Genomic DNA, 26,490 nt, shown 5'->3' on the forward strand with positions numbered 1-26,490 from the left:
GTTTGTCCTTATTTATCCCAACGCCATAATGCACTCATACCGGGGCGAAGCCCTTCAATTGGCGTCACAGGATACAGTCGGATCTCAAACGTTTTTAAATCGAAATCACCCGTTGCTCTTGTCGCTCTTTTTGTTGCGTAGTCACCCATTGGAGCGATATAGCGAATTTCAGCTTCTACCTCTTTATTACCTAATGCAGGAACCGTGATAGTAATACGATCACCTTTGCGAATATCCGCTAAGATGTCTTCACGAAGGTTATAAACAAAATAAGCATCAGGAATACGAATAAGGGTAGCAAGTGGACTATTGGCATTAAAAAGTTCACCTATTTCCGCAGGAATAGGACCGACTTCACCATCTACTGGTGCTTTAACTTGTAAGTCGTTTTGTTGGATCTTCAACTCAATAAGTTGTTGTTCAGCCTGTTGCACTGCTGCGGTGTATTTATGGCGTAATTCAATGCGATCGCCATTTTTGGCTTCATCCAATTCGGCTTGAGCACCTCTGACACGTTGTGATGCAACATCACGACTACGGCGCGCATTATCCAGTTCGGTTGCTGAGACATAACCTTGGTTAGCCACAGCGCTAATACGCTGATAATCTCTTGCCGCATTTGCAGCTTCTACTTTAGCTTGAGATAAAACCGCTTCTAGATTCCGAATGCTCTCTTCTCTTGTGCCATGTAATGACAAATCTAATTGAGCTTGAGCTTGTGCTTTGGCGGCTTCAAGTGCAGCAACTTGCGCATTAAGTTCAGGGCTTTCTAATGTGATCATTAATTGCCCTTTTTTGACATCATCACCTCGCTCTATATGGCGTTCAATAACTCGGCCTTTGGCTTTAGAGGCAACAATCACTTCTGGAGCATCAACTTCTCCTTGCAATAATAAATATTGATTATGCGCGCGGAAAAGTACGGCTAATGCAATTAGTATTAGCATTAATAAAATAAGATAAATGGCTCTTTTTTTCATATAACGATTAGACCTTAATAGTGAAGTAGAACACTCACTGACAGAGTTATATTACACAATAACTCAGAATTTCTTTAAGAATTTTGTGCGCTAGATCACTGACGCAAAGGAATATTTTCTTTGATAGTGCGATTAAGTTATTCTTATATCAAACTTTATCGCCTAATTAATATCCCCGTTTTATCTGAACTTTTTATATTATTCAGATAGAAAAGAGAACGGTACTCAATACTTATGTATGAATTTGATCTTATTTTGCTGTTATTACAGCAAATGTGCGTTTATTTAATTATTGCTTGGTTTTTAAGCAAAACACCGCTATTTACGCCACTTTTACAGGTCACAATAAAACTTCCCCATAAGTTGATGTGCTATGTCATATTCTCCATTTTCTGCATTATGGGTACCTATTTTGGGCTACATATTAATGATTCTATTGCCAATACGCGAGCTATTGGATCCGTATTAGGCGGATTATTAGGTGGCCCTTATGTCGGTTTTCTTGTTGGCTTTACGGGAGGCTTACACCGTTATTCTCTTGGTGGGATGACCGCATTCAGCTGTATGGTGTCAACTATAGCAGAAGGATTAATTGGCGGATTAGTTCACCGTTATTATGTCAAACGCGGACAAATGCACCGCATATTTAATCCTTGGACTGCTGCATCTGTGACTTTCTTTGCCGAAATCATACAAATGAGCATCATCTTATTATTAGCACGACCATTTAATGAAGCACTTGCCTTAGTTAAAGATATTGCTGCACCAATGATTGTCGCAAACACCATTGGTGCGGCAATGTTTATTCGAATATTACAAGATAGACGGGCAATATTTGAAAAATACACTAGCGCTTTCTCAGCACAAGCATTAAAAATTGCCGTTTGTACCGAAGGTATTTTACGTAAAGGATTTAACCAAGATAATAGTACCCGTGTAGCAAAAGTAATTTATCAGGAATTAAGAGTCAGTGCAGTTGCCATTACAGATAGAGAAAAGCTACTCGCCTTTATTGGCATCGGCGCTGATCACCATTTACCAGGTACACCTATTTCATCGGATCAATCTAAACAAGCCATTAATAATAATGAAGTTGTTTATGCTGATGGTAATGAAACGCCCTATCGTTGCACTCTTTCCCCTCATTGCAAACTAGGTTCAACTTTAGTTATTCCGTTAAGAGGTGAAAATAATCAAGTTATTGGCACAATAAAACTTTATGAGGCTAAAAATCGCCTATTTAGTTCTATTAACCGCACTTTAGGGGAAGGGATTGCAAGTCTATTATCTGCACAAATTCTGGCAGGGCAATATGAGCGAAATAAGCAATCACTTTTGGAATCAGAGATTAAACTCTTACATGCTCAGGTTAATCCTCACTTTCTTTTTAATGCACTAAATACACTACAAGCGGTCATTCGCCGAGATAGTGAACAGGCGAAACAATTAGTGCAATTTCTCTCTACCTTTTTCCGTAAAAATTTAAAAAGACCAGAAGCAGTTGTGACATTAAGTGATGAAATCGAACATGTGAATGCCTATTTACAAATTGAAAAAGCGCGCTTTCAAGAACATTTACAGATTGATATTCAAATCCCTGAAAACTTAGCAAATGCACGTTTACCCGCTTTCTCGCTTCAGCCAATGGTAGAAAATGCAATTAAACATGGAACATCACAGTTATTAGACACAGGAAAGATTACAATTAGAGCGCATCAAGAGCATCATTTGATCATTGTTGAAATTTGCGATAATGCTGGGCTCTATCGACCTCAATGCCCATCACATGAATTAGGACTGGGAATGAGGCTGGTGGATAAACGATTAAAATTACGCTATGGCGAACTTTATGGTGTTTTAGTCGAATGCCAACCTGATGAATACACAAAAGTGAAAATTTGCTTACCTCTAGAAAAAAGTACGGATAACGCTACCTAACAATGAATATATTAATCGTTGATGATGAGCCATTAGCTCGTGAAAACTTACGTTGTTTACTTGAAGTAGAAAAAGATATTCATATTGTTGGTGAATGCAGTAATGCGATTGAAGCTATAGGCGAGATACATCGTAAAAAACCTGATGTTGTTTTTCTTGATATCCAAATGCCTCGGATTACAGGGCTTGAAATGGTCACTATGCTTGATCCTGAACATCGCCCTTATATTGTTTTTTTAACCGCGTTTGAAGAGTATGCGATTCAAGCTTTTGAAGAACACGCTTTTGATTATTTACTTAAGCCATTAGAGCAAGAGCGTTTAACAAAAACATTAAACCGCTTACGCCAAGGTAATAAGCAAAATATCGATCTCTTAACACCACCTGAAGAGCGTTTAAAGTGCATTCCATGTACAGGGCATAGCCGTATTTGGTTAATGCCAATTGATGAGGCTGTATTCGCAACATCAAGGCTCAGTGGTGTCTATGTAACAAATAATCAAGGCCAAGAAGGCTTTACAGAATTGACATTACGGACTTTAGAAACACGAACACAATTAGTACGTTGCCATCGTCAATATTTAGTGAACATGGATTATGTTAATGAGATTATTTTTGGTGATAATGGACAAGCTGAACTGATATTACATAATAACAGCCAAATTCCTGTTAGCCGCCGATATCTTAAACCGTTAAAAGAGGCGATTGGTTTAAGCTAAGTCTTTATGGAAGGAGAAAGTGGATGGAACCTATTTATATTAAAGTTTATAAAAACTGCATTGAAATTCGTGATACTCACAGCCAAAAAAAAGCATCAGTACAGCGTGATTTCTCTCATAGTAGAATGTTAATTGGGGATTTCTATCCTGCTATTGAAGCCATTCATATCGCGCTTAAAGATCTCGGTATTAATCCATTCTCTTTGTTTTGTAAAAAAAGAAATGTGGTTATCCATCCTTTGGAAAAAATAGAAGATGGATTATCAAAAGTGGAAATCCGCTTATTTAATGAGGTCATTGCAGGTGGGTTTAATAACAAATACAAAAAAATTGTGATTAGTGCAAAACTCACTCCACTTATGGATGCAGAGGTAATTGAGTTAATTAATAAAGCCTAATAATAAAAATGCCATAAATAGAATAACACCATTAATGACGATCGTTTTTTAATCAACCTTCATTACATAAAATGCAGATAATGACATCCTTCTATTATCTGCATTTATTATAAAGAATCTTATTTTTAAACGATATTCTAACTGTTACTTATCATCTGAATACGCTTAGCTAATATTGTTGCACAAATAAAACCGAGAAAACTAAAAGCAACCATAATACTAAATACATAATTATATCCCTGAATACCCTCAAAATTATCTAATAATGAGCCATAAAGGGCATAAGCGAACATGGAAGGCATATAACCAATAATACACCCAAAGGCCATTGCAGAACCTGCGTATTGTCTTGGAGTTCCAATTTCATCCATGGGTGCAAAGAAAATAGCTCTTTGTGAAAAAATAATGGCACCAAAACCTAATGTTGCAGCCATTCCCAAATATACATTCATTGAATCATGAGGCAACATAATGAAAATGCTCATTGCAATCGCAGATAATAAGAATGTCCACTTCAAATATATTGTTGGTGATTTTGCAACTTTATCAGCTAAAAATCCGCCTAATGGTCCCCCTACCATTTTTAGTGCATATTGATTAATAATACCGTAGGCACCAATGAGGGCTATTGGTAGTGCGTAAATGTCTTTTAAAAAAGGAATAAAATAAGTTAACCCACAATAAGCGGAATAGACAAAAAAGATACTCATTGATGCTAACCATAAATTGGGACATTTTATGACATTTTTAATCCCTTCCAAAACTTGGCGATTAGCCTCGCTTGCTGAAGATGTTTCCTTCCTATCATCATTATCCACAATAAAATATGTAATTATGCCTACCATTATTGTAGCAAGAGTATAGTAAATTAATCCCGCTTGCATACCTGTTTTACCTTCACCAAATAAAACAAATATATAAAGAGCCCCCGAAGCGACGAGAACATCAACAACCCCACGCCCTGCTTCTAAAAAGCCAAACATGCGTCCTTGTTCTTCTTTATTTCCTAATAATCGTACCGATTTTAATAAAACCGGCCAATAAATAACTTCACCGAAAAATGCCATGACTCCAAATGCAATTAAATAGCCAGTAAAAGGAGGCAAGGTACTTAAATAAGCACCACATAGACCTACACCAATTAATCCTGCAGGCAATAAAATTTTCTTAGAGAAACGATCGGCAATATATAATGATGAAAATAATCCGATTGTTTGAATAATTGCATAAACAGTGAAGCCAAAACCAATCTGGGTATTAGATAATCCCCAATCATGTTGCATTGGTACATAAAATACATCTTTCATACTGGATAGTTTGAATATAGTTCCACCACCCAAAATAAGAAAACATAATTTAGTCCACTTGTTCATAATAATATTTCCTATTTTTTATAAGCAATGGCTTCTATTTCAATTAGAACATCTTTAGGTAAGCGAGAAACCTCAACACATGAACGAGCTGGATATCTTCCTGACGAGAAAAAAGAAGAATAAATATTATTAAAAACAGGGAAACTTTCTATATTTTTAATAAAACATGTCGTTTTAACGACATCATTCATTGTTGCACCAGCTTCTTCTAAAATAGCTTTTAAATTATTCATAGCTCTAAGTGTTTGAGTTTCAATATCATTTCCCATAACAGAACCATCATTTGGATTAAATGGGCAACAACCTGAAATATAAATATGATTCTCAATTTTAATTGCTTGTGAATAAGGGCCAATGGCTTCTGGTGCTGATGTAGTATTAATAATCATGAAATAACTCCAATATTTTATAAAGATGTTTATATATTAATAACAATATTTTTTTCTTAATTTCTTTAATTCATTAACAGAAACTTGCACACAACGATCTTGTGCCTCCATTAATGTTTCTAATGCCATGCGAGAAATTTTTTCTGGATAATAATATTCCAATGGTTTAATTAGCTTAGAATCAAAAGGAGGTGGTTTAACTTCAAAACTTCCACTGAATTCAAATACTCCTCCCGTCCCTTTATCCCTAGCAAAATGAGATGTATATGGAAAACAGTTTTCTAAGTTAATACGTGTTACAGGCGAATGTTCAACTAATAAGCGAAAACATTCATCGATATTAATGCTCCCTTCACCAAGAGGCATTCCTGTAATCACTGGCGTTTCATCATGGTATGTAACAATATGATCTTTAAAATGGGTACTATATGTATAAGGTGCCAACTTACTCACTGTTACAATGGGATCTTCCCACGCCATCATGCCATTACCAATATCACAATGTGCACCCACCCAAGTAGAATCAATATTCTTTACAATATTCACTATTTCATCAGCGGTCTCATCTTCATGATTTTCTATTGCAAGACGTACACGATATTTTTTTAATAATGGAACAATAGACTTAATATCTTGAATAATTTTAGGATATTGTTTCGGATTATATTGTCCACGGCGGAACATATAAGTACGTATAACATCAGCTCCAATACCTCGAGCAATATCAATTGCTTTTGTTAAAGCTTCTGGTGTTGTAAAGCGAGTGTCTAATTCACAGTAAAGATTTTTATCTTCAATTGCCTGGCGTATTTTGGCCAAATACTCAGGATTATCACTTGTTAGTACACCAAATTCTGGATGTAACCCTTCATCAGGTATGATGTTTAATTCGACCCCATCTAACCCTAATTCAGCTGCTTTATTTATAAAATCAAAAACATCCATTACACCTTGTTGAAAAAATAGGTGGTATGACTCTGTTTCAATACCTAGCTTCATAATCTTTTCCTCGAATTTCTATGCCGTGTATTTAGCCATATTAGGGGAATAAAGTATGTGCTTAGGATCATAAAACTTAACTAAGTATAAAAATATTTTACTCAGTGTAATAAAAGTATACAAAGTATGGATTTAGATAACTTTTAACGTTAGAATTACTTAACTGTAATGATGGGTAAAATTTATTATGGACCTTCCTACAAACCAAAAAATTACTGAAGAAGATCGGTATTTACTTCATTCTTATATTCCTTTTCTTGATAATCTGGGGCAATTTTTAGGTGATTATTGTGAAATAGTGCTACATAGTTTTGAGGATTTACGCCACTCTGTTATCCATATAGTTAATGGGCATGTTACTGGCCGTAGCTTAGGCGCCCCTGTTACTAACATTGCCTTAGAGAAACTCTCAAAATTCAATCGAACAGATCAAATGTGGGAGGTTTATTTCAATACCAAAAGTGTTCGCCCCTTTAAATCATCATCAACCTTAATTGTTAATAATGCAGGTACACCCATTGGTATGATTTGTATGAATTTTGCTCTTGACATGCCATTAAATGCATTAATAGATAGTTTTACTGACACGAATAATTTAAAACATGAAAATTTCTCACAAGATGTGAATAATCTTGTACAAAACCATCTAGAGCCAATTAAGAAAAGAGTTTATGGAAATAAAAATATTCCAAGTAAATATAAAAACTTAGAGATAATTAAAGAATTAGATGAAAGTGGACTTTTTGAATTTTCAGCAACACATAAAATAGTGTCTACCGAGTTAGGTATAAGTTCAGCAACAATTTATAAGCATTTAAGAAATCTAAATAAGAAATAATAAAATTTCCTTATCATGACTGCTTCTGATATAGGTTGATAACTTTTTTCATGTTGTCATCGAGGTGATAACCCACTATTTTTAGTGGTGACTAAATCCCCTCATCACGTCAACCGTCGATAAGACTGGTCATTACTATAAAAAAAGCCAGTCCACTTTTTGTGGGCTGGCTTTTATCAATTCAACTTGAAATCACATGAATCTCAAGTTCCTTATTGGTTATGAGAACTGCTACGACGACGAGGCGTACCTTCGTTACTACGACTACGGAAGTTACCGCGTTCGCCACCACGATCGTTATTACCACGACGTTGTGGTTGATCACCATTGTTAAAACGACGACCACCTTGTGGCTGACCATCACGACGGCTGTTATTACGACGCTCACGGAAAGGCTGAGATTGAGCATCACCCACTAATTGCATATTCAGTGGTTTGTTCATAATACGTGTACGTGTGAAATGGCTTAATAAGTCTGTTGGCATCCCTTTTGGTAATTCGATGGTTGAGTGAGAACCATACAGTTTGATATTACCAATGTAACGGCTGCTGATATCGCCTTCGTTAGCAATCGCACCAACGATATGACGAACTTCAACACCATCATCACGACCCACTTCGATACGGTATAAATCCATTTCGCCAGCATCACGACGTTCACGACGAGGAGAACGCTCACGATCGTTATCACGACGACGATCATCACGATCGTTAAATTCACGACGAGGACGACGAACTGGATCTGGTGGCAGGATAAGCGCACGCTCACCTTGAGCCATTTTCAGTAATACCGCAGCCAGTGTTTCCATATCCAGCGCTTCTTCACCTTGTGGAGCTAATTTAGGTAACAGAGCACGGTACTGATCAAGGTTGCTAGTTTCTAATTGTTGCGCGATTTGCTGTGCAAATTTTTCCTGACGACGTTGGCTGATAAGTTCTGCATTTGGCAGTTCTACTTCAGGAATAGTCATCTTCATTGTACGTTCGATATTGCGCAGTAAACGACGCTCACGGTTATCAACGAATAAAATTGCACGGCCGGCACGACCCGCACGACCTGTACGACCAATACGGTGAACATAAGATTCTGAATCCATTGGGATATCATAGTTCACAACAAGGCTGATACGGTCAACGTCAAGACCACGAGCCGCAACGTCAGTTGCGATTAAAATGTCTAAACGACCATTTTTCAGACGCTCTAATGTTTGCTCACGCAGTGATTGGTTCATATCACCATTTAACGCCGCACTGTTATAACCATTACGCTCTAAAGCTTCAGCAACTTCTAATGTTGCATTCTTAGTACGAACGAAAATAATCGCTGCATCAAAATCTTCAGCTTCTAAAAAACGAATTAATGCTTCATTTTTACGTGCGCCGAATGTCATCCAATAGCTTTGACTAATGTCTGGACGTGTTGTTACGCTACTTTGAATGCGTACTTCTTTCGGATCATTCATGAAACGACGAGTAATACGACGAATAGCTTCTGGCATTGTTGCAGAGAACAGTGCTGTTTGGTGTTCTGCTGGGATCTTACTTAAAATGTTTTCAACATCTTCAATAAAGCCCATACGTAACATTTCATCAGCTTCATCTAATACTAAACCTTTCAGTTTAGATAAATCTAATGTGCCACGGTTTAAATGGTCTAATAAACGACCCGGTGTACCCACAACAACTTGTGGTCCTTGACGTAACGCACGTAATTGAACGTCGTAACGCTGACCACCATACAGTGCAACAACATTTACTTTTGGTAAATGCTTAGAGAAATCTTCAATTGCTTCAGCAACCTGAACCGCAAGTTCACGAGTCGGTGCTAAAACTAAAATTTGTGGTGCTTTTAATGATTCATCAAGATTGTGCAATAGTGGCAGGCTAAATGCGGCAGTTTTACCACTACCTGTCTGTGCCATACCTAAAACATCATTGCCGTTTAAAAGGAAAGGAATACATTGTTGCTGAATTGGAGAAGGCTTCTCGTAGCCTAAGTCATTCAGTGCAGTCAAAATAGGTGCTGATAAACCTAGATCAGCAAAAGTCATATCGGTTTCAGTAGTCATGTCACTGTGCCTCATTCATTATGGCAGCCAGTTGACATAACATACCGCATGGTTTGTCGGTCTTTATCATCTAAAATGTGAACTGGCTCAAATTATATTATTAAACGAACAAACAAGCCCTCATCCTATGTAGATGATGGCTTTCAAACTGATCAGAGAAATGTTCGTCAGCTATTGCTGGTCCGATTCCGCTAGGTCTTCTTGTTGGCCTAACAGTGCTAATTCCAACAATGCGTAGCGGTGCTCAACAAAGTTATGTGCGTTGTTGGCAACCGTCAGCTTGAATAACGCTTCTGCGCTATCCATGTCCCCCAGACTTAGGTAATACTTACCTAAATAGAAGTTAGTTTCACTAAGATGCTCAGCGAGCGAAGTGTTATCGGTTGAGGCTTCACGTAGTTTTGACATTAATGCTTTTTCATTAATGTTACCTAAATAAAACTCAACTATATTCCATCCCCATTGCCCCGTTTTATCCGCCTGCTGGTATCGCTGTTTTAACTGTTGTTTAGCTAAATCAGTGTTTATCTCTTTTTCGACAAGATATAACCAAAGCGAACGAATGGGGTCATTTGGATCGACCTGATAAAACGCCTGCAGATCATCCTGCGCCAATTTCAATCGGCCACCGTAGTATAAAGCGATACCACGATTAAAACGCGCATTATTGTAAGTTGGATCAAGCTCTAAAACAGAATCAAACGCTTCATAAGCAGCATCATAGTTCGCTGCTTGCGTAAAATAGATACCTAGAAAATTAAAAATTTCCAGCATATCTGGTCTTATTGAGAGCGCCATTGAAAAATCATTGCGCGCTAAAGCTCGTAAACCGAGACTATCATACAGCACACCACGCTCATATAAAAGCTGTGCGTATTCATCTTCGGTTAATGAGCGACTCGCAAGAATTTGTTCTATACGAGCCAATATCACTTCTTGTTGTAAAGAAGGTTGTAATGGAGTGGCGAAAATCGCATTCTGACGCCATTCTGGACTAGTGCTGCATCCGGAAATAAAGATGAAAACAGCAATAGAACAACCGCGCAGAAATGTTTTCATTTCTCACTCCCAAAGTCAGACCTTTCAACAAAAAGCGTTCTGGACGTCCTACTTGTCAATCATAATAAGTCTCTACCGATACCTATGTCTAGATACCGGTAGTAGAATATCATTAATTTGCAGAATCTTCAGAAGAAGTTTCTGTTGCTTCCTGCTGATTAGCTTGAGCTTCTTTCATGCTTAAGCGAATACGGCCTTGACGGTCAATTTCCAGTACTTTAACTGGAACTTCTTGACCCATTTCCAAGTAGTCACTCACTTTCTCAACGCGTTTGTCTGCGATTTGAGAAATATGAACCAGACCTTCTTTGCCGCCACCGATAGCAACGAATGCACCGAAATCTACGATACGAGTTACTTTACCGTTGTAGATGCGACCCACTTCAACTTCAGCAGTGATCTCTTCGATACGAGCGATAGCTTGTTTTGCTTGGTCGCCACTTGTTGCAGCAATCTTCACTGTACCATCATCTTCGATTTCGATAGTTGTGCCTGTTTCTTCCGTTAATGCACGGATAACAGAGCCGCCTTTACCGATAACGTCTTTGATCTTGTCTGGATTAATTTTGATAGTATGAATGCGTGGTGCAAACTCAGAAATATCAGCACGAGGTTGGCTAATTGCATCTTCCATTACGCCTAAAATGTGTAGACGTGCGCTTTTCGCTTGGTTTAATGCAACTTGCATAATTTCGCGAGTGATACCTTCGATCTTGATATCCATTTGTAATGCGCTGACACCGTTACGGCTACCCGCAACTTTAAAGTCCATATCGCCTAAATGGTCTTCATCACCCAGAATGTCGGAAAGAACAACAAAGTTGTCGCCTTCTTTCACTAGACCCATTGCAATACCTGCAACAGATTCTTTAATTGGTACACCTGCATCCATCAGTGCTAAAGAAGCACCACAAACAGACGCCATTGAAGATGAACCATTTGATTCAGTGATTTCAGAAACCACGCGAACAGTATATGGGAATTCTTCAATTGTTGGCATTACTGCTAACACACCACGTTTTGCTAAACGGCCATGACCGATTTCGCGACGTTTTGGTGAACCCATCATGCCTGTTTCACCAACAGAGTATGGAGGGAAGTTATAGTGCAGTAAGAAAGTATCTGTGTGCTCACCCATGATGTCATCAATAGTTTGAGCATCACGTGCAGTACCTAATGTTGCAGTAACCAGTGCCTGAGTTTCACCACGAGTAAACAGTGCTGAACCGTGAGTACGTGGTAATAAACCAGTGTGAATGTCTAATGCACGTACCATGTCTTTTTCACGACCATCGATACGTGGTTCACCCGCTAATACGCGAGCACGAACGATGTTTTTCTCAAGACCTGAGAAGATTTCACTGATTTCAGCTTCATCTAAAGTTTCATCTTCAGCAACTAATGTCGCAATAACGTCATCACGAATAGCTTCGATTTGTTCATAACGCTCTTGTTTTTCAGTGATACGGTAAGCATCACCAATGCGAGCTTGTGCTAATTGTGCAATACGGTCGTGTAAAGTTTGGTTGATAGCTTCTGGCGCCCAATCCCATTTCTCTTTACCCACTTCTGCCACTAATGCATTGATGTTTTCGATCACAACTTGTTGTTGATCATGACCAAATACGACTGCACCTAGCATTTCTTCTTCTGATAATAAATCAGCTTCTGATTCTACCATTAGTACCGCACCTGCAGTACCTGCAACCACTAAATCTAATTTACTAACTTTCAGCTCATCAACTGTTGGGTTTAGAACATATTGTCCATCGATAAAACCAACACGAGCACCACCGATAGGGCCATTGAATGGAACACCTGACAGCGCTAATGCTGCAGAAGCACCAATCATCGCAACGATATCTGGGTTAACTTGTGGGTTAACAGAAACAACGGTAGCAACGATTTGAATTTCGTTTAAGAAACCTTCAGGGAATAATGGGCGTAAAGGGCGGTCAATTAAACGTGCAATTAACGTTTCGCCTTCACCAGGACGACCTTCACGACGGAAGAAGCTACCTGGAATACGACCAGCAGCGTATGAACGCTCTTGGTAGTTAACAGTTAATGGGAAGAAATCTTGTCCAGCTTTAACTTTTTTCTTTGCAACAACAGTAACAAAAACAGCGGTGCCGTCCATGTCAACCATAACAGCAGCTGTTGCTTGACGAGCCATCATGCCGGTTTCTAATGAAACAGTATGTTGACCGTATTGAAATTTACGAACTGTAGGATTCAACAAAATAATATCCTTTATCTTATTGTCGCCAGATGTTTAGCGACGATGAATGATCTTTTCTCCGCTACGTCCCCTCGCGACTAATGAAAATATTAACCATTTAGCGATAAATACTTTCATTAGCCGCGCGAATTGTCGTAACTAGAGAGACTAAATAACAATCACCACATTAAAACATAACGACTAATATTAAAAATAGCACTTTCTAGTAGAAAAGGGGCCAACAGGCCCCTTTCCAATGAAACTCGCTTGATTAGCGACGCAGACCTAAGCGTTCAATCAGTGCAGAGTAACGAGCAACATCTTTACGCTTCAGGTAGTCCAGCAGATTACGACGGCTGGAAACTTTACGTAGCAGACCACGACGGCTGTGGTGATCTTTTTTGTGCTCTGAAAAGTGACCTTGCAGGTGGTTGATTTCTGCAGTCAGCAGTGCAATCTGAACTTCGCTTGAGCCAGTATCGTTAGCGTCACGACCAAATTCAGCAACGATTTGTGCTTTCGCTTCAGTACTTAGAGACATAATAAACTCCAAATTAAGTAAAATTTTCAGATAGCCAATCTCTAATTCAGCTATCCAACTCAGCCACCTAAACAGATAGCCGCATTATTCTACGCTTCAAACACTTTTAGCGCAAGATTGCTATTAAGTGTTATCTTGTACGCTATAGTCTACAACGACTCTTTTCGGAGCAACTAGGCCATCTTTAATGATAGCAAGGCCGATGAATTTTTTTTCATCGCCTTCAGTTACTCTCACCCATTCGCCTTCATTGATGTCATGATTAACCCGAACAGGCTGCCCCAGCTTGAGATAACCCGCAATAATCGTGGTTAAATTCACAACCGGAAAATGTGCAACAGCGGTATCCATAGGCAATAACAGTGCATCAAGTGCCAAGAAAGGATCTTCTTGTGCAGTTTGTGCATCCTCTATCATTGCTCTTAATTGCTCTAACGTTACCATTCGCTCTTTAGGATAATCAGCGACTTCTAATCGACGTAAGAAAATAACGTGAGCACCACATTGTAATTTCTCACCAAGATCATCAATAATTGTTCGAATGTAAGTACCTTTAGAACAATGAATTTCCAGCTCTAACTCATCACCTTCCCAGCGAATAAACTGGAGTTCATGAACGGTGATGGGTCTTGCTTCACGCTCTACTTCAATACCTTGTCGGGCATATTCGTAAAGCGGTTTACCTTGATGTTTTAAAGCGGAGTACATTGAAGGGACTTGCAATGTTTCACCGCTAAAGCTATCCAAGACATCATCTAAAGCTTGCTGTGTAAATTGTACTGGGCGCTCTTGAATAACCTCGCCATGTGCATCAGAGGTATCTGTTCGTTGCCCTAAACGTGCAATAACGCGATAACGCTTATCTGAATCCAATAGAAACTGTGAAAATTTCGTTGCTTCACCTAAACAAATAGGGAGCATACCTGTTGCTAAAGGATCCAATGCCCCTGTATGCCCTGCCTTGCTGGCATTAAACATACGGCGGACTTTTTGGAGTGCATCGTTAGAGGAAATATCCTGGGGTTTATCGAGTAGCAATACGCCGTTAATCTCACGCCCCTTACGACGACGCCCCATTATTTGTCCTCTTTATGGCGACGCTCTTCATCGCTTTTAACGACGTTAGAAACTAAGTTAGACATACGCATACCTTCAACTAATGAGTTGTCATAAGCAAATGTCAATTCAGGCACAATACGTAAACGCATCGCTTTACCTAATAAAGAACGAATAAAACCAGCGGCTTCATTAAGTGCAGTTAAACCCTCTGCAACCATCTCTTCTTCGCTTTTTTCACCACCAGATAAGTTTAAAAAGGTGACAAATACTTTGGCATAAGCCAAATCACGAGAAATCTCAACGCCAGATACCGTTGCCATTCCAATACGGGGATCTTTGACTTCGCGTTGTAAAATGATGGCGATTTCTTTTTGCATTTCCTGAGAAACACGCTGACTGCGGCTAAAATCTCTTGCCATTTTAATTCTCCCTGACAATAGGGTATCGCCCTGATTGTCATTGTTAATTCAAATCTAAAATCAATGATATCTAAAGAGTATACATGAAGTGGTATTTAACAACCGCTTTCTCTGATTTCTTTCTTTAGAAATAAAATGTTTCTTTGATGCTATTTTACCCTGTTATTTCACTTTCATAAATTACTGAAAGGCAATCTATTTCGGTTATGTTGAAAAATGGAGAGGAAATAAAAGGGGAATACAGCAAAGAAAGGAATAAGAAGGGAGCCCTTGAGCTCCCTTTTAAAACAAGACGGACTAAATTAATCAATAGAACGTTTGATTTCGATAACTTGGAAGACTTCAATCATGTCGCCAACACGGACATCGTTGTAGTTTTTCACACCGATACCACATTCCATGCCGTTACGCACTTCGTTGACGTCATCTTTAAAGCGGCGCAATGACTCAAGTTCGCCTTCATAGATAACCACGTTATCACGCAGAACACGAATTGGGTTATTACGCTTGATGTTACCTTCAACCACCATACAGCCCGCAATTGCGCCGAATTTAGGTGATTTAAACACATCACGGACTTCTGCAAGACCCATGATTTCTTGTTTATATTCAGGTGCCAACATACCGCTCATTGCCAGTTTGATTTCATCAATCAGGCTATAGATAACGGAGTAGTAACGTAAATCAACGCTTTCTTGTTCAATGATACGACGAGCAGATGCATCAGCACGAACGTTGAAACCAAGAATGATTGCGTTAGAAGCCGCGGCTAATGTTGCGTCAGTTTCGGTGATACCACCTACACCTGAGCCGATGATTTTCAGTTTAACTTCATTAGTAGACAGTTTAACTAATGCATCAGTAATCGCTTCACAAGTACCTTGAACGTCTGTTTTCAGAACGATGTTCAGTTCAGAAGTTTTACCTTCTTCCATGTTAGCAAACATGTTTTCCAGTTTAGACTTCTGCTGACGAGCCAGTTTAACATCGCGGAATTTACCTTGACGGTATAATGCAACTTCACGCGCTTTCTTCTCATCACGAACAACTGTTGCTTCATCACCTGCAGAAGGAACGTTAGACAGACCTAAAATCTCAACAGGCATTGATGGACCAGCAGATTGAACGTCTTGGCCTAATTCATTACGCATTGCACGAATACGACCGTATTCGAAACCACACAGAACGATGTCACCTTTATTCAGTGTACCTTCACGGACAAGAATAGTTGCAACTGGACCACGACCTTTATCCAGGTAAGATTCGATAACAACACCGCTTGCCATACCTTCTTTAACTGCTTTCAGTTCAAGAACTTCAGCTTGTAAAAGAATAGCATCTAGCAGTTCATCAATACCTAAACCTTGTTTTGCAGATACATGCATAAACTGAGTTTCACCGCCCCACTCTTCTGGCAGGATGCCATATTGAGACAGTTCAGTTTTAACGCGATCTGGATCAGCTTCGTGTTTATCAATTTTATTCACAGCAACAACAACAGGTACGTTTGCTGCTTTTGCGTGTTGGATTGCTTCGATAGTTTGTGGCATTACACCATCATCTGCCGCAACAACCAGAACAACGATATCCGTTACCTGAGCACCACGAGCACGCATTGAAGTAAACGCGGCGTGACCTGGAGTATCCAGGAAGGTGATTTCACCTTTGTCAGTTTTAACGTGGTAAGCACCGATATGCTGGGTGATACCACCCGCTTCGCCTGATGCTACTTTCGTTGAACGAATGTAGTCCAGTAATGATGTTTTACCGTGGTCAACATGACCCATGATAGTTACAACTGGTGCACGAGATACTGCACTTTCTTCGCCAGTATCACGATCGCTCATGACTTGTTCTTCTAACTCGTTTTCACGACGTAAGATAACTTTGTGACCCATTTCTTCAGCAACAAGCTGTGCAGTTTCTTGGTCTAAAACCTGATTAATGGTCGCCATAGCACCCATTTTCATCATAGTTTTGATAACTTCAGACCCTTTTACTGCCATTTTGTTAGCAAGTTCAGCAACAGAAATAGTCTCCCCGATAATAACATCACGGTTTACAACAGCAGCTGGCTTATTGAAGCCTTGCTGTAATGAGCTACCTTTACGTTTACCTTTCTTGTTAGTACGACCAGCAGCACGTGCTTCTTCACGATCTGCTTTTTCAGAATGGCGGTTATTTTTCTTAGGACGAGGAGCCTTAGCGTTGCGACCACGACCGCGGCCACCTTCAACTTCAGCATCACTTTCATCTTCTGCATCACGAGCATAACGTGATGTGGTTACATGATAGTCTGAGCCTTCAGTTTCTGGCGCTTTAGGTTCAGCAGTCCATTTTTCAGCATTCTCTTCAGCTAAGCGACGTGCTTTTTCTGCTGCAACTTTTGCTTCCTCTTCCGCTTTACGGCGCTGTGCTTCTTCCGTTTTACGTTTCAGTTCAGCCTGTTCAGCATTGCGACGTGCTTTTTCCTGATCTGCTGCTTTATCAGCTTTTGGTTTATCGTTTTGTTTCACTTTATCTTTTTCCGCTGCTTCGCGCTTAGCTAATTCCGCTGCTTCACGTTTTGCTTCTTCAGCTTCACGTTTCACTTTTTCTTCGGCGTCTTTCTTTGCCTTTTCAGCTTCACGTTTTGCTTTTTCTTCAGCTTCGCGCTGTGCTTTCTCTTGTGCTTCGCGCTGGGCTTTTTCTTCGGCTTCGCGATGCGCCTTTTCTTCCGCTTCACGCTGAGCTTGCTCATCCGCTTGCGCTTTTTCAACGGCGTCACGGTTCACATAAGTGCGTTTTTTGCGGACTTCGATGGCTACTGATTTACTTTTGCCACCTGTACCAGGAACACTTAACGTACTACGCACTTTGCGTTGTAACGTTAATTTTTCTGGTTGGCTGGTTGATACGTCTTTATCACGATTCAACCAAGCCAGTAAGGTTTCTTTCTCTTTTTGGGAGACAGAATCAGAGACGGTCTTCTTAATACCGGCATCAGCAAACTGCTGTACCAAACGTTCAACCGGGGTCTGAATCTCTTCTGCCAGTGATTTTACTGTTTCATCTGTCATTCTGTTCCTTCCTGCTCAGTTGTTACGCATCATTCCCAAACCAGCAGATATTACGTGCGGCCATAATGAGTTCGCCTGCGCGCTCACTATTTAAACCTTCAATATCAGTTAGGTCGTCGATACCCTGTTCGGCAAGATCTTCCAGTGTGCAGATACCACGGGCAGCTAGATCAAATGCTAAAGAGCGCTCCAATCCTTCGAGAGCTAATAAGTCCTCGGCTGGTTGGTTATCGCCTAGGCTTTCTTTTTGGGCCAATTCAATCGTTGTTAACGCGGCTTTTGCTCTTTCACGTAGAGCTTCAACGGTATCTTCATCTAGTCCGTCAATAGCCAGCAGTTCACTGATTGGCACATAAACTAACTCTTCAAGGGTAGAGAAACCTTCTTCAACTAAAACAGTTGCGAAGTCTTCATCAATGTCGAGATGCTTAGTAAATATTTCAATGGCTGCGTTTGCTTCTGCCTGATGTTTTGCATTCAGTTCATCAGCAGTCATGACGTTTAATTCCCACTTGTCATCACCACGATGTTTTTTCAGTAACTGTGCTGCCAGACGAACGTTCTGACCATTACGGCCGATTGCCTGCGCAAGGTTACTGCTTTCAACTGCAACATCCATTGTACATTTGTCTTCATCGACAACAATAGAAGCAACATCTGCCGGAGCCATTGCATTAATGACGAATTGTGCAGGATTATCATCCCACAGAACAATATCAATTCGCTCGCCGCCCAATTCGCTGGAAACGGCTTGTACACGTGCACCTCGCATACCAACACAAGCGCCCACAGGGTCAATACGCTTGTCGTTAGTTTTTACTGCGATTTTGGCACGAGAACCTGGATCACGCGCTGCAGCTTTAATTTCAATGATTTCTTCGCCAATTTCTGGTACTTCAATACGGAAAAGTTCAACCAGCATTTCAGGGCGAGAGCGTGTCACGAAAAGTTGTGCACCACGAGTTTCTGTACGTACATCGTATAAAACACCGCGTAAACGGTCACCTGGACGGAAGTTTTCACGTGGCAACATATCTTCACGTAAAATAACCGCTTCAGCGTTATTGCCTAAATCTAAAGTGATATTTTCGCGGTTCACTTTCTTCACAACACCCGTGATAATTTCGCCTAATTGTTCGCGGAATTGATCAACAACCATTGCTCTTTCAGCTTCACGTACTTTTTGTACGATAACTTGTTTAGCAGTTTGTGTTGTAATACGGTCGAAAGTAACAGATTCGATTTGATCTTCAATATAACCACCTAGTTCGATACTAGGATCTTCATATTGAGCAGCTTCAAGTGTGATTTCACGAGTTGGTTGAGTCACTTCATCAACGGCAACCCAACGACGGAATGTATCAAAATCACCGGTTTTACGGTCGATACATACGCGAACATCAATTTCTTGCTCGTATTTTTTCTTAGTTGCTGTCGCTAGTGCGGTTTCCAGTGCTTCAAAAATCTTTTCACGAGGAAGAGATTTTTCGTTAGAGACCGCTTCCACAACAGCCAGAATCTCTTTGTTCATCCTAGTTGCCTCTTCAAAACTTAAAAGTGGGGTACCAGGTTAGCTTTCTGGATGTTGCTCAGTGCGAACACTTCGTCTTTACCATCCACAGTAACCGTGATCATTTCGCCAGCGACAGACTTAATAATGCCCTGCCATTTACGGCGGTTTTGCATTGCAATTCGTAATACGATAGCGGCTTCTTCGCCGATAAATTGCTCATAATGCGTTGCAGTGAATAAAGGTCGTTCTAAACCAGGAGAAGAAATCTCAAGGTTATAAACTGTTTGAATTGGATCTTCAACATCCAGCACAGCACTGACCTGGTGGCTAACATCAGCACAATCATCAACAGTGATACCGTCTTCACTATCAATATAGATGCGCAATGTTGATTCTCGGCCACGAATAAACTCAAGACCGACAAATTCAAAGCCTAATGCTTCTACTGGTGCTGAAACCATCGCTGTTAATTTTTGCTCTAATGTGGACAAACCCACCCCCAAGGCATAAAAAAAGGGCCTATAGCCCAGTATTCTATTCTCTGATAACAAAAAACCCCGAAATTCGGGGCTTTATGCAACTGGACCCTGTAACTTGCCATTCGAAAATAACCTCTTCTTACGGCACATTCCACTCAGGATCATAATCGGTTTAACAAGATGATTAATGAGAAAAGTGCTGTATTGTTAGAAGTGGTTGCGGGGGCCGGATTTGAACCGACGACCTTCGGGTTATGAGCCCGACGAGCTACCAAGCTGCTCCACCCCGCGTTCGAAAAACGTGGCAAATTTTACGCTGATAACAAGCAAAACGCAAGCTATCTGGAATAATGGTGCCGAGAACGGGACTTGAACCCGTACGCCCGTTTTATAGGCACTACCACCTCAAGGTAGCGTGTATACCAATTTCACCACCTCGGCACTTAATGAGACTGTTATTGCGTAAAAATTAACAATCTCATTTAAATCTTTACTTAGTTTACTGCGGAATATCTGTATTTGCTGGCGCTACAGGCGCTGCTAATTGCTCAGCTTTTTTAGCTTCTTCTGCAGTCTGCTCGATAGACATCCATTTGCTGTCTTCACGTACAGTTTTATTGGCACTTAGATTACCTAAAATAAGGGCAAGTACAATAAAAGCTGTCGCTAAAACAGCGGTCATACGGGTCATAAAGTTAGCTGAACCGCTTGAACCAAATACTGTACCGGAAGCACCTGCACCAAAAGAAGCGCCCATATCAGCACCTTTACCCTGCTGTAACAGGATCAGACCAACTAGCCCTGTTGCTACAATGATAAGAATAACAATGAGTGCCGTATACATTTGCGTTACCTTTTCTATGGAACTTATCGTCTTAACGATAACCTTCGATTGCTTCACCCGCTTTAGTTCAAGACCTTACTAAGCGGGTGTGAATACTAACCAAAGCTGAACTGACAAGCAAGGTTATTTTTCTACAAAGTGATTGATTGAAGAAAAAATCATCAATTAACCAACGTGCTTTACAGCGTCAGCAATACGATTTGCCATCGCAGTGACTTGCTCTTCATTTTCACCTTCAACCATGACTCGAATTAAAGGTTCTGTTCCTGATTTACGCAGTAATACACGACCTTTACCTGCCAGTTCGTCTTCAACCGCTTTCGCGACTTTCTGAACTTCAGGTGTTTGTAGTGGATCGTGGCTGCCCGTAAAACGAACATTCACTAAAATTTGTGGTAATAGTTTCATACCACTGCATAAATCATGCAGACTCATGTGATTACGTACCATTGCACTTAAAACTTGTAAACCTGCAACAATACCATCACCTGTAGTCGTTTTATCTAATAAAATAATATGGCCTGAGTTTTCAGCACCTAAACGCCAGCCTTTCTCTTGTAATTTTTCAAGCACATAGCGGTCCCCCACTTTTGCTCTTACAAAAGGAATACCCAGTTGTTTAAGTGCTATCTCTAATCCCATATTGCTCATTAGAGTACCTACTGCACCACCGCGTAATTGACCTTGGCGTAACGCTTCTCTCGCAATAATGTAGAGAATTTGGTCACCATCAACTTTTAGCCCTTGATGATCAACCATGATGATACGGTCGCCGTCACCATCAAAAGCTAAACCAACATCAGCACCTTCTTCTAATACACGTTTTTGCAACATGCGAACATCTGTTGCGCCACATTCTTCGTTGATATTGATACCAGTTGGCTCACAACCAATAGTGATCACTTCAGCACCTAATTCACGAAATACGTTTGGTGCAATATGATATGTTGCGCCATGAGCACAATCGACAACCACTTTTAGACCGTTAAGATTGTTTTCATTTGGGAAAGTCCCTTTACAGAATTCAATGTAACGACCCGCAGCATCCACAATACGATTTGCACGACCAAGCTCTGCTGATTCCACACAAGTAATTGGTTTTTCCATTTCAGCTTCAATAGCTTCTTCTACTTCATCTGGTAATTTTGTGCCATCAATAGAGAAGAATTTGATCCCGTTATCGTAATAAGGGTTATGAGAAGCTGAAATCACGATCCCGGCTTCAGCACGGAATGTACGCGTTAAATAAGCAACAGCAGGTGTTGGCATTGGTCCTGTAAATGAGGCAGATAAACCTGCAGCAGCTAAACCCGCCTCTAATGCAGATTCCAGCATATAACCTGAAATACGTGTATCTTTACCAATAATGATTTTACGAGAGCCATGACGTGCTAATACTTTGCCCGCAGCCCAACCTAGTTTTAATACAAAATCAGGTGTAATTGGACTATCACCTACTTTTCCACGGATACCATCTGTTCCAAAGTATTTACGTTCGCTCATTCATTATTTTCCTTTGCAGAAAGAGTCGCTTGTACGACTTTCATCGCATCAACAGTCTCTTTAACATCGTGTACACGAATAATTTGTGCGCCTTGCATCGCTGCAATGACAGCGCATGCCACGCTACCAGCAACACGCTCTTGTGGTGGTACATTCAATAGTTGTCCTACCATTGATTTGCGTGACATTCCAGCAAGTATGGGTAGACCAAAGTGATGAAGTTCACTTAAGTGTGCTAATAATTGGTAATTATGCGCTAAATTTTTACCAAAGCCGAATCCTGGATCAAGAATAATTTGATTTTTTTCGATCCCAACATCAACACAACGTTGAATATTTTCTTGTAAAAAACGATCAACATCCATCACCACATTCTCATAATGTGGTGATTGTTGCATGGTTTTAGGGTCACCCTGCATATGCATAATACATACTGGCAAACCTGTTTTAGCCGCCGCTTCAAGTGCTCCCGGCTCTTGTAAAGAGCGAATATCATTGATAATTGAAGCACCTGCATTTGCTGATTCAGTAATGACTTGAGCTTTGGATGTATCAACAGAGATCCAAATATCAAAACGTTGACGAATAGCCTCAACAACAGGAACAACACGCTGTAACTCTTCATCAATAGAGACATCACTTGCGCCGGGTCTAGTAGATTCACCACCAATATCGATGATAGAAGCCCCTTCAGCGATTAATTTTGCTGCGTGGTTAACTGCATCATTAAGTGAATTATGAGTGCCACCATCTGAGAAAGAGTCTGGAGTGACATTCAAAATCCCCATAACTTGAGGTGTTGATAAATTAAGTTCTGTTCCTCTAGCCATTAATTTCATTTCATTGATACCTTCATAAAAAAACCCCAGAAGCCTGGGGTTTATATTTATAGCTTACTCAATATGCATAACCCAATAAGGATTAGTGAGTATTTTTATCAGAAGGTGTATCACTTTCTGACTCAGGCTTATCTTTTGGCTCACTCGCTACATGCGTTTGCGCTGGCTGGGCAGTAGTCGTTGTACCACTATTGCCATTATTGCCTTCCCAACCTGCAGGTGGGCGAACATCACGACGATTCATTAAATCATCAATTTGAGGCGCATCGATAGTTTCATAAGTCATCAGTGCATCTTTCATTGAGTGCAGAATATCAAGGTTGTCCATTAAGATCTGACGAGCACGAACATAGTTACGATCAACGATAGCTTTAATTTCTTCGTCAATTGTACGCGCTGTTTCATCAGACATATGCTGCGCTTTAGCGACAGAACGACCTAAGAACACTTCACCTTCTTCTTCTGCGTACAGTAATGGCCCTAATTTTTCAGAGAAGCCCCACTGTGTCACCATGTTACGTGCAATATTGGTTGCAACTTTGATGTCATTAGAAGCACCTGTAGAAACATGCTCTACACCATAGATAATTTCTTCAGCTAAACGACCACCGTAAAGTGTTGAAATCTGGCTCTCTAATTTCTGACGACTCGCACTAATTTGGTCACCTTCAGGTAAGAAGAAAGTCACACCTAATGCACGTCCACGAGGAATAATCGTCACTTTATGCACAGGATCATGTTCAGGTACTAAACGACCAATAATTGCGTGACCAGCTTCATGATAAGCGGTTGATGCTTTTTGCTCTTCAGTCATCACCATTGAACGGCGCTCTGCGCCCATCATTATCTTATCTTTCGCTTTCTCAAATTCGACCATTGAGACAACACGTTTATTACCACGTGCAGCGAATAAAGCTGCTTCGTTAACTAAGTTAGCTAAGTCAGCACCAGAGAAACCTGGCGTACCACGAGCTAAAATTGCTGGATCAACGTCTGGTGATAAAGGTACACGACGCATATGGACTTTAAGGATTTGCTCACGTCCACGTACATCAGGTAAACCAACAACCACTTGGCGGTCAAAACGACCTGGGCGAAGTAATGCTGGGTCTAATACGTCTGGGCGGTTAGTTGCCGCTATAACGATAATACCTTCATTACCTTCGAAACCATCCATCTCAACTAGCATTTGGTTCAGTGTTTGTTCACGTTCATCATGACCACCACCTAAACCAGCACCACGTTGACGACCAACCGCATCGATTTCATCAATAAAGATGATACAAGGTGCTGCTTTTTTAGCTTGTTCAAACATATCACGAACACGAGAAGCACCCACACCCACGAACATTTCAACGAAATCAGAACCTGAAATGGTAAAGAATGGGACTTTAGCTTCACCCGCGATGGCTTTTGCCAATAATGTTTTACCTGTACCTGGAGGCCCTACCATCAGAATACCTTTAGGGATTTTACCCCCTAATTTCTGGAAACGACCCGGATCACGCAAATACTCAACTAATTCGCTTACTTCTTCTTTCGCTTCATCACAACCCGCGACATCAGCAAAGGTTGTTTTGATTTGGTCTTCTGTCAACATGCGCGCCTTACTTTTACCGAAAGACATCGCACCTTTACCGCCACCACCTTGCATTTGGCGCATAAAGAAAATCCAAAGACCAATCAGTAATAGCATTGGGAACCAAGACACAAAAATTTGAGTCAGAAGACTTTGGCCTTCAAGTGGCTCGCCCGTTACTTTTACATTACGGTTCATTAGAGTGGTCAGCAGGTTGTCATCACGCATAGGCATATACGTGCTGTACTTTGAGTTATCTGTTTTAGTTACATTAATATCATAACCACTTATGCTGACCTCGCGTAATTGGTTATTAGTTAACTCATTGATAAAGGTAGAGTAATCCACCTTACGACTATTCGAATCGCTGGGTCCGAAGCTCTGGAATAATGACATCAAAACGACTGCAATAACTAGCCAGAGGATCAGGTTTTTCGCCATGTCACTCAAGGGATTAACCTCATATTACAACTGTGTTAACAAATAGCTTTAGGGTACTAAAGTTTACGCCCTGTGGCTACAATATATACCTCACGAGAACGAGACCGCGAAGCGTCTGGTTTACGAACTTTCACTTTCGTAAACAGGGAGCGTATTTGCCCCAGGTATTCATCAAAGCCTTCTCCCTGAAACACTTTGACAATAAAACTTCCCCCGGGAGCCAGTACATCACGACACATATCAAGCGCTAACTCTACTAAATACATGGATCGAGGGATATCGACCGCGGGCGTACCGCTCATGTTTGGAGCCATGTCAGACATGACAACCTGGACTTTGTTTTCACCTACTCTATCAAGCAATGCCTTCAACACAAGTTCATCACGAAAATCGCCTTGAAGGAAATCGACTCCAACTATAGGATCCATAGGTAAAAGGTCACATGCGATAATTCGACCTTTATTTCCTAACTGCTGTACAACATATTGAGACCACCCTCCTGGGGCTGCTCCTAAATCGACAACGGTCATACCTGGTTTAAAGATATTGTCACTTTGCTGAATTTCTTCCAGTTTAAACCAAGCACGAGAGCGAAACCCTTTTTTCTGTGCTTGCTGAACATATTTATCACTAAAATGTTCTTGTAACCAGCGGCTAGAGCTTGCCGAACGTTTCTTATTGGCCATTGCGTTTTCCAACTATCATACACTTAGCTATCAATATTTTTACTCTTTCACTCATTTAACCCCGTATTAACGACATTTTATGGTGATAAGTGAGAGATGGCGTTAGAATAGATCGTTTTCAATCCCAACAAAGCAAAAATTAATGATGACTCTTAACAAAAAACAAATTCAACACCTGAAAGGGCTCGCTCATCACCTGAATCCAGTCGTTATGATTGGTAACAACGGGCTGACTGAAGGCGTTCTTGCAGAAATTGAACTCGCTCTGGCGCACCATGAGCTTATCAAAGTCAAAATCGCAGGCGAAGATCGAGATGTTAAAAACTTGATCGTGGCAGCGATTGTACGCGAAAGCGGTGCACAGAATGTACAAGTTATCGGAAAAATTCTTGTTCTTTATCGTCCTTCAGAAGCACGTAAGATTATTTTACCGAAATAAAACTTGTATCTTTATATAAAAATGCCATAACTAACTCTATGGCAAAAAAGGCCTTTTAAGGCCTTTTTTATATTACCACAGGATAGCAGGCTAGTTTTCTATAGAA

23 protein-coding genes and 2 tRNA genes are annotated in these 26,490 nt (G+C 40.4%); 5 read left to right on the top strand and 20 right to left on the bottom strand.

The genetic code is table 11. From position 1 onward, the window contains the following. Window positions 1-8: 8 nt before the first annotated feature. Window positions 9-980, bottom strand: coding sequence for an HlyD family secretion protein (locus tag DK857_RS08300; protein ID WP_075673615.1), 972 nt, complete (start codon window positions 978-980; stop codon window positions 9-11). Window positions 981-1,214: 234 nt separating this feature from the next. Between DK857_RS08300 and DK857_RS08305 the strand changes: the two genes are divergently transcribed. From DK857_RS08305 to DK857_RS08315, 3 genes are read left to right on the top strand one after another with little or no spacing between them, the layout of a single operon-like run. Beyond that, entirely contained in the window at window positions 1,215-2,918 is a 1,704-nt protein-coding gene (locus DK857_RS08305; protein ID WP_109401972.1) for a sensor histidine kinase, read from the top strand. Window positions 2,919-2,920: 2 nt separating this feature from the next. Then, complete coding sequence (gene btsR, locus DK857_RS08310; protein ID WP_023583566.1) at window positions 2,921-3,637, top strand: two-component system response regulator BtsR; 717 nt, start codon at window positions 2,921-2,923, stop codon at window positions 3,635-3,637. A 23-nt stretch (window positions 3,638-3,660) separates the two neighbouring features. Next, window positions 3,661-4,035, top strand: a complete 375-nt coding sequence (locus DK857_RS08315) for a YjaA family stress response protein (RefSeq protein WP_109401973.1) — start codon at window positions 3,661-3,663, stop codon at window positions 4,033-4,035. A gap of 137 nt (window positions 4,036-4,172) precedes the next feature. On the opposite strand, the gene DK857_RS08320 is transcribed toward DK857_RS08315, so the two are convergent. From DK857_RS08320 to DK857_RS08330, 3 genes are read right to left on the bottom strand one after another with little or no spacing between them, the layout of a single operon-like run. Continuing rightward, on the bottom strand, window positions 4,173-5,408 hold the full coding sequence (locus tag DK857_RS08320) for an MFS transporter (protein ID WP_109394655.1): 1,236 nt from the start codon (window positions 5,406-5,408) through the stop codon (window positions 4,173-4,175). Between the two features lie 11 nt (window positions 5,409-5,419). After that, window positions 5,420-5,797, bottom strand: coding sequence for a RidA family protein (locus DK857_RS08325; RefSeq protein WP_109394657.1), 378 nt, complete (start codon window positions 5,795-5,797; stop codon window positions 5,420-5,422). A 36-nt stretch (window positions 5,798-5,833) separates the two neighbouring features. After that, window positions 5,834-6,796 carry a sugar phosphate isomerase/epimerase family protein gene (locus tag DK857_RS08330; protein WP_109394659.1) on the bottom strand — a complete coding sequence of 321 codons (963 nt, stop codon included), beginning with the start codon at window positions 6,794-6,796 and terminating at the stop codon, window positions 5,834-5,836. A 187-nt stretch (window positions 6,797-6,983) separates the two neighbouring features. On the opposite strand from DK857_RS08330, the gene DK857_RS08335 reads away from it, so the two are divergent. Further along, window positions 6,984-7,634 (top strand): helix-turn-helix transcriptional regulator, encoded by a 651-nt coding sequence (locus DK857_RS08335; protein ID WP_036939330.1) that lies wholly within the window; start codon window positions 6,984-6,986, stop codon window positions 7,632-7,634. A gap of 212 nt (window positions 7,635-7,846) precedes the next feature. Here DK857_RS08335 and DK857_RS08340 read toward each other — a convergent pair whose 3' ends face one another. From DK857_RS08340 to rlmE, 16 genes are all read right to left on the bottom strand, one after another. Beyond that, entirely contained in the window at window positions 7,847-9,703 is a 1,857-nt protein-coding gene (locus DK857_RS08340; protein ID WP_075673617.1) for a DEAD/DEAH family ATP-dependent RNA helicase, read from the bottom strand. Window positions 9,704-9,874: 171 nt separating this feature from the next. Continuing rightward, on the bottom strand, window positions 9,875-10,762 hold the full coding sequence (nlpI, locus tag DK857_RS08345) for a lipoprotein NlpI (protein WP_109394665.1): 888 nt from the start codon (window positions 10,760-10,762) through the stop codon (window positions 9,875-9,877). 112 nt (window positions 10,763-10,874) lie between these two features. Next, complete coding sequence (gene pnp, locus DK857_RS08350) at window positions 10,875-13,004, bottom strand: polyribonucleotide nucleotidyltransferase (RefSeq protein ID WP_075673619.1); 2,130 nt, start codon at window positions 13,002-13,004, stop codon at window positions 10,875-10,877. A 250-nt stretch (window positions 13,005-13,254) separates the two neighbouring features. Then, entirely contained in the window at window positions 13,255-13,524 is a 270-nt protein-coding gene (gene rpsO / locus DK857_RS08355; protein ID WP_023583571.1) for a 30S ribosomal protein S15, read from the bottom strand. Window positions 13,525-13,647: 123 nt separating this feature from the next. Further along, window positions 13,648-14,601: a tRNA pseudouridine(55) synthase TruB gene (truB, locus tag DK857_RS08360; RefSeq protein ID WP_109401974.1), complete on the bottom strand. Its 954-nt coding sequence runs from the start codon at window positions 14,599-14,601 to the stop codon at window positions 13,648-13,650. Next, a complete protein-coding gene (gene rbfA / locus DK857_RS08365; RefSeq protein WP_006535687.1) occupies window positions 14,601-15,002 on the bottom strand; it encodes a 30S ribosome-binding factor RbfA in 402 nt (133 codons plus the stop codon). Before rbfA ends, truB begins: the two co-directional genes overlap by 1 nt. Before the next feature lie 302 nt (window positions 15,003-15,304). Then, a complete protein-coding gene (gene infB, locus DK857_RS08370) occupies window positions 15,305-18,061 on the bottom strand; it encodes a translation initiation factor IF-2 (protein ID WP_109394669.1) in 2,757 nt (918 codons plus the stop codon). A 22-nt stretch (window positions 18,062-18,083) separates the two neighbouring features. Then, complete coding sequence (nusA, locus tag DK857_RS08375; protein ID WP_006535691.1) at window positions 18,084-19,592, bottom strand: transcription termination factor NusA; 1,509 nt, start codon at window positions 19,590-19,592, stop codon at window positions 18,084-18,086. 20 nt (window positions 19,593-19,612) lie between these two features. Further along, the gene (rimP, locus tag DK857_RS08380) at window positions 19,613-20,065 is read right to left on the bottom strand and encodes a ribosome maturation factor RimP (protein WP_036914691.1); all 453 of its coding nucleotides are present in this window, start codon (window positions 20,063-20,065) and stop codon (window positions 19,613-19,615) included. A gap of 202 nt (window positions 20,066-20,267) precedes the next feature. Continuing rightward, window positions 20,268-20,344, bottom strand: a tRNA-Met gene (locus DK857_RS08385). A 60-nt stretch (window positions 20,345-20,404) separates the two neighbouring features. Further along, a tRNA-Leu gene (locus tag DK857_RS08390) sits at window positions 20,405-20,494 on the bottom strand. Window positions 20,495-20,552: 58 nt separating this feature from the next. After that, on the bottom strand, window positions 20,553-20,897 hold the full coding sequence (gene secG / locus DK857_RS08395) for a preprotein translocase subunit SecG (RefSeq protein ID WP_036939352.1): 345 nt from the start codon (window positions 20,895-20,897) through the stop codon (window positions 20,553-20,555). Window positions 20,898-21,062: 165 nt separating this feature from the next. Beyond that, a complete protein-coding gene (gene glmM, locus DK857_RS08400; RefSeq protein ID WP_075673622.1) occupies window positions 21,063-22,400 on the bottom strand; it encodes a phosphoglucosamine mutase in 1,338 nt (445 codons plus the stop codon). Next, entirely contained in the window at window positions 22,397-23,239 is an 843-nt protein-coding gene (gene folP, locus DK857_RS08405; RefSeq protein ID WP_109394671.1) for a dihydropteroate synthase, read from the bottom strand. Before folP ends, glmM begins: the two co-directional genes overlap by 4 nt. Window positions 23,240-23,321: 82 nt before the next feature. Beyond that, entirely contained in the window at window positions 23,322-25,268 is a 1,947-nt protein-coding gene (gene ftsH / locus DK857_RS08410) for an ATP-dependent zinc metalloprotease FtsH (RefSeq protein ID WP_075673624.1), read from the bottom strand. A gap of 47 nt (window positions 25,269-25,315) precedes the next feature. Further along, window positions 25,316-25,945: a 23S rRNA (uridine(2552)-2'-O)-methyltransferase RlmE gene (rlmE, locus tag DK857_RS08415; RefSeq protein ID WP_098941358.1), complete on the bottom strand. Its 630-nt coding sequence runs from the start codon at window positions 25,943-25,945 to the stop codon at window positions 25,316-25,318. A 145-nt stretch (window positions 25,946-26,090) separates the two neighbouring features. Between rlmE and yhbY the strand changes: the two genes are divergently transcribed. Continuing rightward, window positions 26,091-26,384, top strand: a complete 294-nt coding sequence (gene yhbY, locus DK857_RS08420; RefSeq protein ID WP_036914752.1) for a ribosome assembly RNA-binding protein YhbY — start codon at window positions 26,091-26,093, stop codon at window positions 26,382-26,384. Window positions 26,385-26,490 lie beyond the last annotated feature (106 nt).

It is taken from the genome of Proteus terrae, assembly GCF_003144325.1.
GTDB classification, from domain to species: domain Bacteria; phylum Pseudomonadota; class Gammaproteobacteria; order Enterobacterales; family Enterobacteriaceae; genus Proteus; species Proteus terrae.